Below are 15,188 nucleotides of genomic sequence, written 5' to 3' on the forward strand. Positions count from 1 at the left end.
ACTTATGCAGGAATTAAGCTGTTTTAAAGCCTACGATGTGCGTGGGCGTATTCCCGACCAGTTGAATGAAGACATTGCATACCGTATCGGTCGCGCCTTCGCGGAGGTGATTCAGCCGAAAAAGGTCGTAGTGGGGCACGATATTCGCCTTAGCAGTGAAGCCATCAAAGGCGCGCTGAGTGACGGTCTGCGTGACGCGGGGGTAGATGTTTATGATATCGGCCTTTGCGGGACCGAGGAAATTTACTTCGCGACGTCCCACGCCGACATGGATGGCGGCATTGCTGTTACTGCGAGCCACAACCCCAAAGACTACAATGGCATGAAATTCGTGCGCGAGGGCTCCAAGCCCATTAGTGGTGATACGGGTCTGCTGGATATCAAAGCACTGGCCGAGCGCAATACGTTTGCGGCGCCGGCTGCTGAGCGCGGTAAGCTGGAAGCGTTGGATACCAGTGCGGCCTACGTTGAACATTTGCTCGGCTATGTGGATGTGTCGTCGCTGAAGCCCCTGAAGATTGTGGTTAACGCCGGTAATGGCGGGGCGGGGCGTGTTGTTGATTTGCTCGAACCGCATCTGCCTTTCGAATTTATTCGTGTCCATCATGAGGCGGATGGCAACTTCCCTAACGGTGTTCCCAATCCCCTGTTGGTGGAAAACCGCCAGCCAACGATCGATGCAATTAAAGCCAATAGTGCCGACGTGGGGATCGCTTGGGATGGTGACTTCGACCGCTGTTTCTTCTTTGACGAGACTGGCGATTTTATCGAAGGCTACTATGTGGTGGGTCTGCTGGCAGAAACCTTCCTGTTGAACTCTCCCGGAGAGAAGGTCGTTCACGACCCTCGCCTGACGTGGAACACCATTGATATCGTGCAGGCCAGCGGTGGCGAGGCGGTGCAGAGCAAAACGGGCCACGCCTTCATCAAAGAGCGTATGCGCAAGGAAAATGCGGTGTACGGTGGCGAGATGAGTGCCCACCATTACTTCCGCGACTTTGCTTACTGCGACAGTGGCATGATCCCCTGGCTGCTGGTTACGCAATTGATGTCGGTGAAATCGGCATCGCTGTCTTCACTGGTGGAGGAGCGCGTAGCCAAGTTCCCATGTAGCGGTGAGATCAACCGTGAGGTGAGTGACGCCAAGACCAGCATTGCGGCTATTGAGGCGCGTTACGCCGATGCCGCAATTGCCGTGGATCATACCGACGGGCTCAGCATGAGTTTTGATGGCTGGCGTTTCAATGTGCGTATGTCCAACACCGAGCCTGTGGTTCGGCTCAATGTGGAAAGCGACGGTGATGTGGGCTTGATGCAGGGCAAGACCGAAGAGCTGCTGGCGCAACTCTGAGTCTGTCGAAGTTGTAAATAAAAAGCCGGCAGCGTGAAGGCGCTGCCGGCTTTTTATTTGAGGTCGGCGTGGGCGTTACTTCAGGGCACGGCGCGCGCGCGCAAGCAGTTGCTCGGTTGAGCTGTCCAGTTCGCCGCTCGATTCACCGTTCAAGGCTCCTAGTAGCTGGCGACTGATCTCTTTGCCAAGCTCGACGCCCCACTGGTCGAAGGGGTTGATATTCCACAAGAAGCTGGCACAGATCAGGCGATATTCGTACAGCGCTACCAGTGCGCCCAGTGCGCGAGGTGTAAGAGAGTCTATGAGAATGGTTGTGCTGGGTCGGTTGCCGGGCATGGCTTTGTGGCGAGCCAGTTCCGCGGCGGTATTTGACTCTTCTCCGGCGGCAATCAGTTCCCGCTCAATTGCCGCTGCACTTTTGCCGTTCATCAGTGCCAGACTTTGCGCGAAGCAGTTTGCCAGTAAGGCCTGCTGTTGTTCCGCAAGAGGCTGCTCGGTCTGCAGAACCGCGATAAAGTCGCAGGGAATAACGTCGCTGCCCTGATGTAATAGCTGATGGAAGGAGTGTTGCCCGTTGGTGCCTTCACTTCCCCAGATTACGCCTCCACTGGGGCGCTGAATGTCGTGGCCCTCGCGGTCAACGGATTTTCCTGCGCTTTCCATGAACAGTTGTTGCAGGTAGTCCGGAAGCTCTTTCAGGCGATGGCAGTAGGGTAAAACAGTTTGTGAGCTGAAGCCCCAGTAGTCCCGATACCAGACGTCCAGTAGGGCGAGGGTGGCGGGTATATTGGCGTCCATCGGGCTGTTTGCCACGTGTTCGTCGACCTCGAAGCCGCCACGAAGAATGTCGCAGAATGTTGCCCATCCATAGTTTGCGGCGACGGCCAGGCCAAACCCCGACCAGACAGAAAAGCGCCCGCCGACCCACTCTGGAACCGACAGAATGCGCTCCTGAGGAACGTCCAGTGCGGAGGCGGAGGCGGGTTTTGAGGTAACGGCAATAAAGTGATCATGAATCTCTTTGCCGGGCAGAGCTTGTTGCAGCCATTCTCTGGCTGCGGCTGCATTGGCGAGCGTTTCCTGTGTGCCGAAGGACTTGGAAGCGATGATAAACAGGGTGCTCTCGGGTGGCAGGGTGGCGAGAAGTTGTGCGGCGCAGCTCGGGTCGATATTGGCGAGAAAGTGGACGCTGAAGGCGCTTTTACAGTGTTCCTGCAAGGCTTCTGTAAACAGGCGCGGGCCAAAATCCGAGCCGCCAATGCCGATATTGACAATATGTGTAAACGACGCGCCTGTCGCGCTCTTGGTTTCTCCGCTGCGCAGTCCCTCTGCCAGTTGTTCCATGTGGCGGTACATGGTGTCGATCGCGGGGTCATCGCAGGCGGCTTCGCCTGCCCAGCCCCGCAGTGAGCGGTAATTGGCGCTGCGACCCTCGGTATTGTTCGCTGCCTCGTTTTGGTGCATTGCTGTCAGCTTTTCGCTGAGCCCCTGTGCGGACGCCAGGGCCTGCAGTGTTCGCATGATTTCGTCGCTGAGGTGCTGCTTGCTGAAGTCGATAAACAGCGGGCCGAGTTCCTGGCTAAATCGCTTGGCGCGATCTTTATCGTCGGCGAAGCGTTGGCTCAGCGGGATCGATGCTTGTGTTTTCTGCAGTTCGGCAAGGGCTTGCCATACCACGTTTTGCTGGTTGCCGTTCGGCAAGTTAGATACCACGTGTCCTCTCCTGATTCGTCCTTGGGCAGGTGCTGCGTTTGGCTTGGCAGAACAATGCCGCGCCAAGCATAACGCAAAATGTGTACCGTTCTGTGATCGTGGCGGCAGCTTTTAGCTTCGGCGCTCCAGTGCGAGGTCGATAAGGGCTGCCATGGCGTCGCGGTACTCAGAGGGGGGGAGTTTGCTTAGCGCTGTCTTGGCGAGGTCGCTGTAGTGGCGTGCACGCTCTCGGCAATAATCCAGCGCGCCGCTGCCTTGAACAAGGGCGACAATGTCGTTGAGCTGCTCGGCAGACTTATTGGAGATAGCGTTTTCGACCAATTTCCGCTGTTCGGCAGAGCCGTTATTCAGCACGTAAATCAGCGGTAGTGTCGGTTTGCCTTCGGCCAGGTCGTCGCCAACGTTTTTGCCGGTTTCCGCGGGATCGCCTTCATAGTCGAGAATGTCGTCCACAACCTGGAAGGCAATGCCCAGATTCAATCCGTAATCGTAAAGGGCTTGTCGCTGTTCGTCGGAATCGGAAAGCAGGGCGGATCCGGCGCAAGCGGCTGCGAAAAGTACGGCAGTTTTGCTGTGGATCACCTGGAAGTAGGTGGCTTCGTCGGTGTCGGCATTGCCCGCTCGGCTGAGCTGCAGGACTTCGCCTTCGGCCACGGTATTGGTGGTATCCGACAGCAGCGCCATCAACGGCATATTGCCAATGGCGACCAGTACCTGAAATGCACGTGAATAAAGGAAGTCGCCAACCAGTACGCTGGGGGCGTTGCCGAACTCGGCATTCGCGGTGGGGCGTCCCCGGCGCAAGGCGGACAGGTCGACAACATCGTCGTGCAGCAGCGTAGCGGTATGAATGAACTCGATAACCGCCGCGAGGCGGATATGGTCGTGCCGGATCTCGCCCAGTGACCCCGCACTCAGCAGGCTGAGCAATGGGCGCAGGCGCTTGCCGCCCGCCTCGATAATATAGTGGCCGATGTTTTCAACCAGAGTAACTCTGGAGTGCAATTGCTCGACGATGAAGTCGTTGACCGACGCAAACTCACCGTCGACGACCTGGCGGATGTGCTGCATGAATTCTGGACTTGAGGCGGTGGAATCGGCTGGCATCGTAGGGTTGGGGGCGGAGCCTGTCAAGCCGCTGGCCCATTAAGGGATAAAGGCCTTGTGTTTGTGGCGCATCCTCAGTAAAATTCGCGCCCCTGAAAGCAAAACCGGCTGCGGTAGCTGTTTGCAACAACTTGCAACAACGGCTTCGGTGGTTTCGGTGCCTGGACTTGTCCCGCCAGCGTCAGTTGGTGGCCAAACACACAAATGCATTGCAAGCAGGCTCTTGGAGAAAATGCTCATGTACGCAGTTATTGAAAGTGGTGGTAAGCAACACCGCGTTGTTGAGGGTGAAACCCTCAAGCTGGAAAAAATTGAAGTCGCTACTGGTGAAACCGTTACCTTCGACAAGGTGCTCATGGTTAAGAGTGGCGAAGAACTGAAAATTGGTGCCCCCTACGTTGAGGGTGGCAAAGTGACTGCAGAGGTTGTTTCTCAGGGCCGTCACGACAAGGTGAAAATTGTTAAGTTTCGCCGTCGCAAGCACAGCATGAAACAGGCCGGTCACCGCCAGTGGTTCACCGAAGTGAAAATCACTGGTATCAGCGGCTAAGGATTCGAGGAGAAACTCATGGCTCACAAGAAAGCTGGTGGTAGTACCCGTAACGGGCGCGATTCCGAAAGTAAACGCCTTGGCGTCAAGCGCTACGGCGGTCAGCAAGTTAGCGCGGGCAGCATCATCGTTCGCCAGCGCGGCACCAAATTCCACGCGGGTGAGAACGTAGGTTGTGGCACCGACCACACCCTGTTCGCGAAAGCCGACGGCGTAGTGAAGTTCGAAGTGAAGGGCCCGAAAAACCGCAAATACGTCAGCATCGTCGCTGCCTGATTGTCGGTCTTCCGGTTCGCAAAGCCCTGTCGGTTGACGGGGCTTTTTTGTTTCTGTACACAGCGTTAATGGCGTTTTCAGGCGCTCACTGAGGTCAAGCGGTTATGAAATTTGTCGATGAAGCGGTTATCCGCGTCGCCGCGGGGCGCGGAGGCAACGGGTGCCTGAGTTTTCGCCGTGAAAAATACATCCCCAAAGGCGGCCCTGATGGCGGTGATGGCGGCGATGGCGGCAGCGTGATTTTGCGTGCTGACGATGCGGCCAACACACTGGTGGACTATCGCTTCGTCAAGCACTATCAGGCGCAGTCGGGCGAGCCGGGGCGCGGTGGCAACTGTCGCGGGAAAAGCGGCGAGGATCTGCTGTTGGTGGTGCCAGTGGGGACGACCATTATCGACGAGGATACCCGCGAAGTGCTGGGAGACCTGGTCTCGGCAGGTGATGAACTCAAGGTGGCTCAGGGCGGTTTTCACGGCCTGGGTAATACCCGCTTCAAGTCCAGTACCAATCGTGCCCCCCGTCAGTTTACTCGCGGCAGCGACGGTGAGCAGCGCACCTTGCGCCTGGAGCTGAAGGTGTTGGCAGATGTGGGACTGCTGGGCATGCCCAATGCCGGTAAGTCGACCTTCATTCGCGCGGTGTCGGCGGCCAAGCCCAAGGTGGCGGATTACCCCTTTACCACGCTCGTGCCAAATCTCGGTGTGGTGCGTGTTCAGGCGCACCGGAGCTTTGTGGTGGCCGATATTCCTGGTTTGGTCGAAGGGGCGGCCGAGGGTGCAGGTCTGGGGATTCGTTTCCTCAAACACTTAACGCGTACTCGCCTGTTGCTGCATATTGTCGATATGGCGCCTTACGACGGCAGTATGCCTGAAGAGGCTGTGGAGATTATCGCCGAAGAGCTGGAGCGCTTTAGCCCCATTTTGGCCGGGCGCGAGCGCTGGTTGGTGCTGAATAAAGTGGACCTGCTGCCTGAAGAAGAGCGCGATGCGCGTTGTCAGGCGCTGGTCGATAATCTCAGTTGGGCGGGGCCGGTTTATAAGGTGGCAGCTATCTCTGCCACGAATACCGAGCGCCTTTGTCAGGACATTTTGACTTTTGTCGAGGCGGAGCAGCAGCGATTGGCTGACGACCCCGAGGCGGCCGAGGAAGAGAATCGCTTGCAGGAGGCGATGCAGCAGGAGGCGCGCGATCGTATTGCGGCGCTGCATGCTGAGCGCCGCGCGCGTCGCCTGGGTGGCGATGACGACGATAGCGATGACGATGATTTCGATGTTGAAGTGGTGTACCAACCTTAAGGCGGATTAGCGTGACAGACAGTCGTCAGCGCCTCGCGGCTGCGCGGCGTATCGTGGTGAAAATCGGATCGGCATTGTTGACCAATGATGGTCAGGGGCTGCATGTCGAGGGGCTGGATGGCTGGGTCGCTCAATTGGCAGCGCTGCGCCAGCGTGGTTGTGAGATTGTGCTGGTATCGTCGGGGGCGGTCGCCGAGGGGATGACGCGGCTTGGCTGGACAAGTAGGCCGGAAGAACTGCATCAATTACAGGCGGCGGCAGCCGTGGGCCAGATGGGGCTGGTGCAGGCCTACGAAACGCGCTTCCGTAAACACGGCCTGCATACCGCACAGATCCTGCTCGGCCACGATGATATTTCCGCGCGCGATCGCTATCTGAATGCGCGCAATACCCTGCTTACTCTGCTTGATTTGTCAGTGCTGCCTATCGTGAATGAGAACGACAGCGTGGTGACGGATGAAATCCGTTTTGGCGATAACGATACCCTGGCTGCGCTGGTGGCCGGCCTGATCGATGCAGATGCACTGATCATTCTCACAGACCAGAAAGGCTTGTTTAGCAGTGATCCGCGCCATGATCCAAATGCGGAGTTGGTGGTCGAGGCCGATGCGGTGGACGGCAAGCTTGATGCCATGGTGGGAGGCAGTGCGGGTAGTCTCGGTCGCGGCGGTATGCAGACTAAATTGCGTGCGGCGCGGCTGGCGGCGCGAGCGGGTGCGGATACGCTGATTGTCGGCGGTCGCGAGCCGGATGTGCTGACTCGCGTGATGGCGGCTGAGGTGCTGGGCACCTTGTTGATGGCGCGAGAGGCGCCGATGACGGCTCGCAAGAACTGGTTGGCGGGGCAGTTACGACTGCGTGGAACGCTGCATGTGGATGCGGGGGCGGCAAGGGTGTTGCGCCAGCAGGGGCGCAGTTTGCTGGCCGTTGGTGTAACCGCTGTTCAGGGGCAGTTCGAGCGCGGTGATCTGGTCAGTTGTGTTGACCCTGAGGGGCATGAGGTGTCTCGGGGCTTGGTCAACTACCGTGCGGCAGAAGTGCAAAAAATTGCCGGTAGGGCCAGTGCCGAGATTGCGGATGTGCTGGGTTATCTCGCGGAGCCTGAGCTGATCCATCGCGACAATATGGTGGTGTTTTAGGCTTGGGCTATTGGCAGACATAAAAAAACCCGCTTCAAGCGGGTTTTTTTATGGAGGTCGAAGAGCGTTGAATTACGCCGCTTCGCCCATCGCCTTGATGCGGGCATTCAGGCGGCTCTTATGACGTGCTGCCTTGTTTTTGTGGAAAATGCCTTTATCGGCGGTGCGATCCAGAACCGGCACGGCAGCAGCGTAGGCTGCTTTAGCGGCTTCCTGGTCGCCAGACTCGATTGCCGCTACGACTTTCTTCAAGTAGGTGCGAACCATTGAGCGCAGACTGGCGTTATGAGTGCGACGTTTCTCCGCCTGACTTGCGCGTTTCTTTGCTTGCGGGGAATTTGCCACCCTGATTACTCCTCTAGAACATGCGCTGAAAATTTAGGCGGTGGATTATTCAGTTTCGGGGGCAGCATGTCAAGAGGTATCGCTGCTTCCGCCCGCTTTTGTTGCGCTTTTCAGGGGGTGTGGGGCGCAGTTCAGCGCAGTCGCTCAATAATCAGCATTCCCCATACGGTGGCGCACAGCAGCAGGCTGATAAATACGGCTGCTGAGCCGATATCCTTGGCCTGGCCTGACAGCGGGTGGCGATCCGGGCCAATGCGGTCGATGGCGGCTTCAATGGCCGAGTTGATCAGTTCTACAATCACTACCAGCAACACAGGGATGATCAGCACGCTGCGTTCCAATGCCGTGTTGCCGAGCCAGAAGGCCAATGGCAGCATCAGTGCGGCCAGCGTGCACTCCTGCCGGAAGGCTTCTTCGTGCTGCCACGCGGCCCGCAATCCCTTTTGCGAGTAGCGGGTGGCATCCAGAATGCGCCACAGGCCGGTGCGGCCCGGTTTATTCATCATGGTAATTTCACTGCTCCTCGCAGGCTCGGCCGACAATAGGTGTACAATGCCGATCTTTTGACGGTCAATACGTAAAGACCTTCGGATACCACAGTTTAGTAGCAGGATGATGACAATTCCGCGACAACTCCTTCACCCGCGTTACTGGCCAACTTGGCTGGGCGTTGTGTGCATGTTTGTGCTGGCAACGCTGCCGCAGCGCGCCAACTACTTGATCGGCTGCTTTCTGGGAGATCTGTTTTACCGTTTTGCGGGTCGCCGCCGCCATATCGCGGCAACGAATCTGGCGTTGTGCTTTCCTGAGCTGGGTGAGGTCGAGCGACGTGCCTTGCTGAAGCAGACCATGCGCAACCAGGGCATTGGTCTGATGGAAACGCTGCGCACCTGGTTTACACCTGTTGAGCGACTGGGTGTGACGCTGGAGCTGGTCGGTGAGCGCTACCTGGATGAGGCTGAAGGCGGTGTGATTGTGCTGGGTTCCCACTTTACTTCGATCGATGTCGGCGGAGCCCTGCTGGGCCGACGGTTTCCGTCCGATTCCTTCTACCGTCGACAGAAAAACCCGGTGCTGGAATGGTTGATGAGTCGGGCTCGGGGGCGATATGGGGAGCCTATTCATCGGCGTGACTTCAAGCGCGCGCTGAAGCGGCTTCGTCAGGGGCACCGTCTTTTCTACCTGCCCGATCAGGATTACGGACGAAAGTCGGCTGATTTCGTGTCGTTCTTCGGTGTGCCGGCGGCAACCACATTGGCAACGACAACGCTGGCTAAAAGTGGGCGTGCGCAGGTGGTATTTGTCGATCAGCAACGACTGGACCGCGGCCGCCGGATTCGTTTGGAGTTTATCCCCCTGGCAGATATTCCAAGTGATGATCCGACCCGCGATGCCCAGGCGGTGATGGCGCAGGTAGAGAAAAATATCCGGCGAGCGCCAGAGCAGTATATGTGGGTACACCGCCGCTTTAAAACGCGTCCGCCGGGTGCGGAAAAGGTGTATTGAGGCCGTTATGCGAGACGTGTTGCGCCTTTGGATAATCACAGATGGCCGTCTGGGTCACCTCAATCAACTGCGCGGGCTGGTGTCGAGGCTTGAAGCCAAGCGAACTTGCGAAGTCCGCTGGTTGGATATCTCCAAAACGCCCTTTAAAAAGACCGGGCGCACAGGCTTGCTTGCGCAGTTTTCCGCTGAGCGTCCCCCCCATTGGGTGATCGCGGCGGGAAGTCGCTGCCATATTCCTCTCTTGTGGACGGCGTGGCGCTGTGCAGCTCGTTCGCTGGTGCTGATGAAACCGAGCCTGCCGCTGGCGTTGTTCGATGCGGCGATGATTCCCGCTCATGATGCGCCGCCCGAACGCCCTGCTGTGTTGGTCACCCGCGGCGTGCTGAACAGTATCGTACCGACATACCGTGGACGTGAAGACGACATCGGCCTGATCTTGCTCGGTGGCATCAACAAGCACTTTGACTGGGATAGCGCTGCTGTCGTCGCGCAGGTGGCGGTAATCCTTGCAAGCCAGCCCAATACACACTGGCGTATTGGCGATTCGCCTCGCAGCCCGCCAGAGCTGATGGAGCAGCTCCGGGCGCTGCCCGCTGACAATGTGACCCTTATTCCCTATGCGGAATGCGGGCCTGGATGGCTGCCCGGGCAACTGGCTGAAGTCGGGCAGGTCTGGGTGAGTCGCGATAGCGTGTCCATGGTCTATGAGTGCATCACCTCCGGTGCGGCAACAGGGTTGTTGCGCTTGGAGCCACTCCGGGACTCCCGGGTGACACGGAGTATGCAGCAGGTTATCGATAAGGGGCTGGCTTCCGCGTTTGAGCATTGCGATGTGAGTCAGGCGCTGCCGCCATCAACGCAGCCACTGTGGGAGGCCGATCGTGCCGCCGACTGGTTGCTGGAACGTACGGAGTCCGCTTCATGAATGCCGATCAGCAATCTCTTTCCAATGCGAGACCGCTGCGTGTCGTCCAGTTGCTGCCAGCCTTGAATGCGGGGGGAGTGGAGCGCGGCACGGTGGAGTTTGCCCGCGAACTGGTTCGTCTGGGGCATGAATCGATAGTCATCTCCAGCGGCGGGCGGATGGTCGAGCAGTTGAGTGCTGAGGGCAGTCGCCATATTGAGCTGCCGATTCATCGTAAGTCGTTGGGCTCTCTCTGGCAGGTTCGTCCATTGCGGCGTCTCTTGCAGTCGCTGGATGCCGACATCCTCCACGTGCGCTCGCGCGTACCGGCCTGGCTCACCTGGCTGGCTTGGCGCAAGTTGCCCGTGGCAACACGCCCGAGGTTGGTGAGCACTTTTCACGGTATGTACTCCGTCAATGCTTACAGCGCCATTATGGCAAAGGCGGAGCACTGTATTGCCATTTCCCAGTGTGTGAAGCGATACATGGTGGATAATTATCGCCTGCCGGAATCCAAAATCACGCTGGTGCCCCGTGGCCTGGATGCCAGCGCCTTTGCTGCGCATGGCGATATCGACGGCTGGCGCCAGGTCCTTTATCGCGAGTATCCCGAACTGGAAGGAAAAACGCTGATCCTGATGCCCGGCCGCCTGTCGCGCTGGAAAGGGCAAGAAGTGTTTCTCACGATGATGGTGCAACTGGTGCGCCTTCGCCCCGATTGCCATGGCGTAGTGGTCGGCGATGCAGAGCCGGGCAAGCAACACTATTTGCAGGAATTGCTGGACCAGCGTCGCGAGCTGGGCTTGGAAGAGGCGGTGACCTTTGTCGGCCACCGCAGTGACATTGCCCAGTTTTATCGATTGGCTTCTGTGACCTGCCACATGTCGAACAAAGAAGAACCCTTTGGCCGCACGGTGCCGGAGTCGCTGGCCTCTGGTACGCCGGTAGTGGCCTATGATCGCGGCGGTGCCAGTGAATCGCTGAACGCGGGCTTCCCTCAGGGCCTGGTCGCGCCCGACGACGTGGTGGGCTTTGCTGCCCGTGTGGCCGACCTTCTGGATGCCGATAACCATATCAGCCTGCCGCCCGAATACTATCTGGACCAGCAGGTGCAAAGCACCCTGAATGTGTACTATCACCTGCTTGGCAATTGTGCCCAATAAGCCCCTCTCCCTAGCCTGACGGCAACGGGGGGCAATGGTATAGTCGGCGGCTTGAGTCGGGCGCTGACGCCGCAAACTGCGAGATAACAATGAGAGTACTACACGTTGCCTACCAGCAACTGCGCCGCTACGGCCAGACCCGGGTGAGCTGGGCACAGAAACTGAGTTTTGGCCTGATTAAAAACGACCACTATCTTCAGACGTTTAGCGACCGGGATATCGCTGCGTTTGAGGCGCCACTAGGTATTCGCGACTTTGGCGTCGGCAAAGCCAACAAGCGCTTACTGGAAATGGTTGAGGCTATGGAGCCCGATCTGCTTATCGCTGGCCACTGCGACATGATCAGCAACGACACGCTGGTAGAAATCAAACAGCGCAACCCCAACTGCGTGGTGGTGCACTGCAACAACGACCCCTTGTTCGTACCGAGCAATGTCGAACGAATTAAAAGCCGGGCATCGGTGGTGGACGCCGTGTTTGTCTCAACCGGGCGCCGGGAACTTCGCCAGTTTGAAGGCATTGGCGCCCGTCTCTATCACATGCCTAATCCTGTCGAAACGTCGGTGGAAGTGCTGGATAACTCGCAGAAAACCGATTTGCCCATCGACCTGCTGTTTTGCAGCAACGCCACAGAATTTACCAAGCGACTGGAAATGGTCGGTCGCATCAAGGCCGCAGTCCAGAACGACATGAACTTCCGCACCTTCGGCAGCTTCGGTGAGGCGCCGGTGTGGGGGCGCGACTACGATCGCGCGTTGGCGCAGACCAAAATGGGCTTGAACCTCAATCGTCAGGAAGGGGACTACTGGTATTCCTCGGCGCGAATGGCACAACTGGCGGGCAACGGCATTTTGCAGTTTACCCACAGTGGGCCGCGTTTTGATGAGTTGCTACCGAGCGAGACGGCGGTCTACTTTGACGACGAGGCAGACCTGCTGGCAAAGATTCGCGATTTCCATCACGACGATGCCAAGCGTCAGCATTGGGCGGGGCGCTGCCGGGATTTTTTCCACACAGAAATGAATTCCCGTCTGTATGCGCAGTATATTGTTGAGGCCAGTTTGCAGCAGCCGTTCAGCCACGACTATGTTTGGGCGCGTGACATTCATCTTGATGGAAGTATGAAATGACCTTGCGGCTGGGGGGGCAGCAGCCTTTTGCAAGGGGAGGCAACCGGCTTTGCTTTATCGACCCCGGTGAGCCTGCGCGCTGCGTAAAAGTCCGCCGACCTGATTTTACGCTCGAGGATGTGCGTCGCAAAAAGGGTTTTCCCAAAAACCTGAAACCCCTGTCCAGCTTCGATGACAGCCTTGAAGAATATCAGGTCATGCGCAGTTTTCAGCAGCACTACCCCGACGGTATTTTTGATCACGTCAGCCGCTGTTACGGCTTTGTCGATACCGATATGGGGCGGGGGTTGGTGTCAGAACTGATCCGCGACAGCGACGGCCGTATTTCCATCACGCTCAAGCAGTACGTCTGGGAGCGCGGTTACAGTGAAGACTGCCAGCGCGCCGTGCAGCAGCTCTGCGAGCACTGGCTGCGCTACTGTGTGCCCTCGCGGGACCTTCTCGTTCACAACGTGGTGGTGCAGCGAGATTACCAAGAGAGTGAGGACGCTATTCGGCGTCTGGTGGTGATCGACGGTCTGGGAAGCGGCAATCTGGTTCCGATGCACTGGCAACCCCTTTGGCTGCAACGCAGCAAAACCCAGCGTAAGGTCGACAACTTCCACCACCGTATTGAGACGCTGCTGGAGACCCGCAAGCACGAGCAGTTTCCCGGTGAACACGGTTTGCTTTATCACAATGGCGTTGACGACAGTGTCGCGCCGCCCAGTAAGGAAGAACAGTCATGAGCGATAAACTGCGTGTCGCGCAGGTACTCGCCGGTGCCGAACATGGTGGTGCCGAAAACTTCTTTGTACGTTTGAGCGTGGCGCTTCAGGCATCAGGCCAGATTGACGAACGCGCGTTTATTCGCCGACATGGGCACCGTCTGGATGCCCTGCGCAGCCAGGGCGTGGACGCAGAGGGCTTTCGTTTTGGCGGCAGTCTCGATTTCTACGATAGCTGGGTATATCGCCGCCGGCTAAACAACTTCAATCCTGACGTGGTGATGACCTGGATGGGGCGCGCAAGCGCCGCCACCCCCAAGGGCGACTATGTGCTGGTCAACCGTCTGGGGCATTATTACAAGCTTAAATACTATCAGCAGGCCGACTACTGGGTGGGAATCAGCAAAGGTATTTGCCGCCATCTGATTGAGGGCGGCATGCCTGAAGATCGCGTGGTGCACATTCCCAACTTTGCCGATGAAACGCCCGTCGAGCCGCTCCCCCGAGACAGTTTCAATACGCCGGCAGATGTGCCCCTGCTGCTTGCGGCAGGACGTTTGCACGTGAACAAGGGCTTCGACACCCTGTTGCGTGCGTTGGTGGATGTGCCCGATGCATTTCTGTGGTTGGCGGGCAGCGGCCCGGAAGAGCAATCGCTGAAGTCTCTCTGCACAGAGTTGGGCCTGGACCAGCGGGTGCGCTTCCTGGGCTGGCGTAACGACGTCACCGCCTTGATGCGCAGTGTCAATGCCTTCGTCTGTCCCTCGCGCCACGAAGGGCTAGGCTCCATCGTGATGGAGTCTTTTGCTCATCGCTGTCCCATTATTGCCACCCGTTCGCAAGGGCCGGGCGAAGTTATCGAGAATGAAAAAACCGGTCTACTCACCGATATTGACGATGTTGGCCAACTGACGGAGGCGATAAAGCGGACTCTGGGTAACCAGGCGCTTCGTCAGCAGTGGGTGGACAATGCCTCGGACGTGTATGCCAGTACCTACAGCCGCGAGGTGATCGTGTCTTCTTACCTGGACTTCTACAATCGAATTCATTGCGAGAGATAAACGCCGGCATGAATGACGCGCAGCCATTAATCAATATTGCCATATGTAGTTGTCAGCGCCCCCGGTTGCTGAGTCAGGCGCTGGGCAGTTTGGCGGCGATGCAGCGACCGCATGGCATTCGGCTGTTGATCTCTGTTATCGACAACGACCGAGACGGGTCAGCCAGACCTGTTTTTGATCAGTGGGCGCCGCATTTTGGCGACGAGCTTGTTTACCAGCTCGAGCGGAAGCGGGGCATTCCTTGTGCCCGAAATAACGCGATTGATGTGGCGCATGAGCACGGTGCCGATTACCTTATTTTTATCGACGATGATGAATGGGTAGAGCCAAATTGGCTATGTGAGTTGTATGGCTATGCCATACAGCTGGGGGGGCAAGCGGTCGTTCACGGTGGCGTGGTGCCCGAGTTGCCCGAGGGTGCGCCGGCGTATATGCGAGAAATTTTCTTTGAAAAACGTCGTGCCACCGGCACGGAGCTCGGTAGCTGCGCGACCAATAATGTGCTGATTCCTATCTTCGTTACGCGTGATTTGGCCTTGCGGTTCGACGAAAGTCGGCCACTCGCGGGGGGAACTGATACGATTTTCTTCTGCGCAGCTGTTGAGCGTGGGGTAAAAATTTTCGAGTGTGCGGACGCTCGCGTCCACGAGGAAATACCGCTATCTCGGCTGAGCAGTCGGTGGCTGGCTAAGCGCAAATACCGAGCCGGGATCACCTTGGCGCGAAGAAAGCGCGCGGCGGGACGAACCGTTACGAGCTTATTATTTTCCTCAATTGTGCAGATCGCGATGTATGCGTTACTGGCATTACTTGCCCGCATCAGTTTCTTACCCGTCCCCTATTACAAAGCGCTGATGAAGCTATCACGAAGCGTTGGGGTGCTGAGTGGCTTGTTTGGTGCAGAGGCTGACAGTTATAAGGAAATAGAGGGCGCATAGTGT

Annotated in this window: 16 protein-coding genes; 12 read left to right on the plus strand and 4 right to left on the minus strand. The window is 57.7% G+C overall.

The genetic code is table 11. The features are described from left to right. Positions 1-4 precede the first annotated feature (4 nt). Complete coding sequence (locus tag G411_RS0117815) at positions 5-1,351, plus strand: phosphohexomutase domain-containing protein (protein ID WP_022960561.1); 1,347 nt, start codon at positions 5-7, stop codon at positions 1,349-1,351. Between the two features lie 75 nt (positions 1,352-1,426). On the opposite strand, the gene pgi is transcribed toward G411_RS0117815, so the two are convergent. Both pgi and G411_RS0117825 read right to left on the minus strand, forming a co-directional pair. Further along, positions 1,427-3,064 (minus strand): glucose-6-phosphate isomerase, encoded by a 1,638-nt coding sequence (gene pgi, locus G411_RS0117820; protein ID WP_022960562.1) that lies wholly within the window; start codon positions 3,062-3,064, stop codon positions 1,427-1,429. A gap of 111 nt (positions 3,065-3,175) precedes the next feature. Then, entirely contained in the window at positions 3,176-4,135 is a 960-nt protein-coding gene (locus G411_RS0117825; protein ID WP_022960563.1) for a polyprenyl synthetase family protein, read from the minus strand. A 274-nt stretch (positions 4,136-4,409) separates the two neighbouring features. Between G411_RS0117825 and rplU the strand changes: the two genes are divergently transcribed. From rplU to proB, 4 genes are all read left to right on the plus strand, one after another. Beyond that, positions 4,410-4,721: a 50S ribosomal protein L21 gene (rplU, locus tag G411_RS0117830; protein WP_022960564.1), complete on the plus strand. Its 312-nt coding sequence runs from the start codon at positions 4,410-4,412 to the stop codon at positions 4,719-4,721. 18 nt (positions 4,722-4,739) lie between these two features. Continuing rightward, the gene (gene rpmA / locus G411_RS0117835) at positions 4,740-4,997 is read left to right on the plus strand and encodes a 50S ribosomal protein L27 (RefSeq protein WP_022960565.1); all 258 of its coding nucleotides are present in this window, start codon (positions 4,740-4,742) and stop codon (positions 4,995-4,997) included. A 104-nt stretch (positions 4,998-5,101) separates the two neighbouring features. Beyond that, positions 5,102-6,292 (plus strand): Obg family GTPase CgtA, encoded by a 1,191-nt coding sequence (gene cgtA / locus G411_RS0117840; RefSeq protein ID WP_022960566.1) that lies wholly within the window; start codon positions 5,102-5,104, stop codon positions 6,290-6,292. Positions 6,293-6,303: 11 nt separating this feature from the next. Then, entirely contained in the window at positions 6,304-7,431 is a 1,128-nt protein-coding gene (gene proB, locus G411_RS0117845; protein ID WP_022960567.1) for a glutamate 5-kinase, read from the plus strand. Between the two features lie 72 nt (positions 7,432-7,503). Here proB and rpsT read toward each other — a convergent pair whose 3' ends face one another. Together rpsT and G411_RS0117855 are read right to left on the minus strand one after the other, a co-directional pair. Beyond that, positions 7,504-7,776 (minus strand): 30S ribosomal protein S20, encoded by a 273-nt coding sequence (rpsT, locus tag G411_RS0117850; RefSeq protein WP_022960568.1) that lies wholly within the window; start codon positions 7,774-7,776, stop codon positions 7,504-7,506. A 131-nt stretch (positions 7,777-7,907) separates the two neighbouring features. Then, the gene (locus G411_RS0117855) at positions 7,908-8,282 is read right to left on the minus strand and encodes a diacylglycerol kinase (protein ID WP_414711325.1); all 375 of its coding nucleotides are present in this window, start codon (positions 8,280-8,282) and stop codon (positions 7,908-7,910) included. A 106-nt stretch (positions 8,283-8,388) separates the two neighbouring features. On the opposite strand from G411_RS0117855, the gene G411_RS0117860 reads away from it, so the two are divergent. The 7 genes from G411_RS0117860 (at position 8,389) to G411_RS21710 (ending at position 15,185) form a co-directional block, all read left to right on the plus strand. Then, positions 8,389-9,282, plus strand: a complete 894-nt coding sequence (locus tag G411_RS0117860) for an LpxL/LpxP family acyltransferase (RefSeq protein ID WP_051151390.1) — start codon at positions 8,389-8,391, stop codon at positions 9,280-9,282. Positions 9,283-9,289: 7 nt separating this feature from the next. Beyond that, positions 9,290-10,207 (plus strand): mitochondrial fission ELM1 family protein, encoded by a 918-nt coding sequence (locus G411_RS21095; RefSeq protein ID WP_022960571.1) that lies wholly within the window; start codon positions 9,290-9,292, stop codon positions 10,205-10,207. After that, entirely contained in the window at positions 10,204-11,349 is a 1,146-nt protein-coding gene (locus tag G411_RS0117870; protein ID WP_022960572.1) for a glycosyltransferase family 4 protein, read from the plus strand. Before G411_RS21095 ends, G411_RS0117870 begins: the two co-directional genes overlap by 4 nt. 89 nt (positions 11,350-11,438) lie before the next feature. Next, the gene (locus tag G411_RS0117875; RefSeq protein ID WP_022960573.1) at positions 11,439-12,479 is read left to right on the plus strand and encodes a glycosyltransferase family protein; all 1,041 of its coding nucleotides are present in this window, start codon (positions 11,439-11,441) and stop codon (positions 12,477-12,479) included. Further along, positions 12,476-13,207, plus strand: a complete 732-nt coding sequence (locus tag G411_RS0117880) for a YrbL family protein (RefSeq protein WP_022960574.1) — start codon at positions 12,476-12,478, stop codon at positions 13,205-13,207. The genes G411_RS0117875 and G411_RS0117880 overlap by 4 nt, the downstream gene beginning before the upstream one ends. Next, a complete protein-coding gene (locus tag G411_RS0117885; RefSeq protein WP_022960575.1) occupies positions 13,204-14,247 on the plus strand; it encodes a glycosyltransferase in 1,044 nt (347 codons plus the stop codon). The genes G411_RS0117880 and G411_RS0117885 overlap by 4 nt, the downstream gene beginning before the upstream one ends. An 8-nt stretch (positions 14,248-14,255) precedes the next feature. Beyond that, a complete protein-coding gene (locus G411_RS21710) occupies positions 14,256-15,185 on the plus strand; it encodes a glycosyltransferase family 2 protein (RefSeq protein WP_022960576.1) in 930 nt (309 codons plus the stop codon). Positions 15,186-15,188 lie beyond the last annotated feature (3 nt).

This window comes from Spongiibacter tropicus DSM 19543 (assembly GCF_000420325.1).
In the GTDB taxonomy this organism is placed as follows: Bacteria; Pseudomonadota; Gammaproteobacteria; order Pseudomonadales; family Spongiibacteraceae; genus Spongiibacter; species Spongiibacter tropicus.

What these genes read in the sequence shown, in the direction of transcription:
- rplU (WP_022960564.1), top strand. Translation starts at nt 4,410, where the DNA reads ATGTACGCAGTTATTGAAAGTGGTGGTAAGCAACACCGCGTTGTTGAG.
- cgtA (WP_022960566.1), top strand. Translation starts at nt 5,102, where the DNA reads ATGAAATTTGTCGATGAAGCGGTTATCCGCGTCGCCGCGGGGCGCGGA.
- G411_RS0117825 (WP_022960563.1), bottom strand. Translation starts at nt 4,135, where the DNA reads ATGCAGCACATCCGCCAGGTCGTCGACGGTGAGTTTGCGTCGGTCAAC.
- G411_RS0117860 (WP_051151390.1), top strand. Translation starts at nt 8,389, where the DNA reads ATGATGACAATTCCGCGACAACTCCTTCACCCGCGTTACTGGCCAACT.
- G411_RS0117815 (WP_022960561.1), top strand. Translation starts at nt 5, where the DNA reads ATGCAGGAATTAAGCTGTTTTAAAGCCTACGATGTGCGTGGGCGTATT.
- G411_RS21710 (WP_022960576.1), top strand. Translation starts at nt 14,256, where the DNA reads ATGAATGACGCGCAGCCATTAATCAATATTGCCATATGTAGTTGTCAG.
- G411_RS0117870 (WP_022960572.1), top strand. Translation starts at nt 10,204, where the DNA reads ATGAATGCCGATCAGCAATCTCTTTCCAATGCGAGACCGCTGCGTGTC.
- G411_RS0117885 (WP_022960575.1), top strand. Translation starts at nt 13,204, where the DNA reads ATGAGCGATAAACTGCGTGTCGCGCAGGTACTCGCCGGTGCCGAACAT.
- G411_RS21095 (WP_022960571.1), top strand. Translation starts at nt 9,290, where the DNA reads ATGCGAGACGTGTTGCGCCTTTGGATAATCACAGATGGCCGTCTGGGT.
- G411_RS0117875 (WP_022960573.1), top strand. Translation starts at nt 11,439, where the DNA reads ATGAGAGTACTACACGTTGCCTACCAGCAACTGCGCCGCTACGGCCAG.
- G411_RS0117880 (WP_022960574.1), top strand. Translation starts at nt 12,476, where the DNA reads ATGACCTTGCGGCTGGGGGGGCAGCAGCCTTTTGCAAGGGGAGGCAAC.
- rpmA (WP_022960565.1), top strand. Translation starts at nt 4,740, where the DNA reads ATGGCTCACAAGAAAGCTGGTGGTAGTACCCGTAACGGGCGCGATTCC.
- G411_RS0117855 (WP_414711325.1), bottom strand. Translation starts at nt 8,282, where the DNA reads ATGATGAATAAACCGGGCCGCACCGGCCTGTGGCGCATTCTGGATGCC.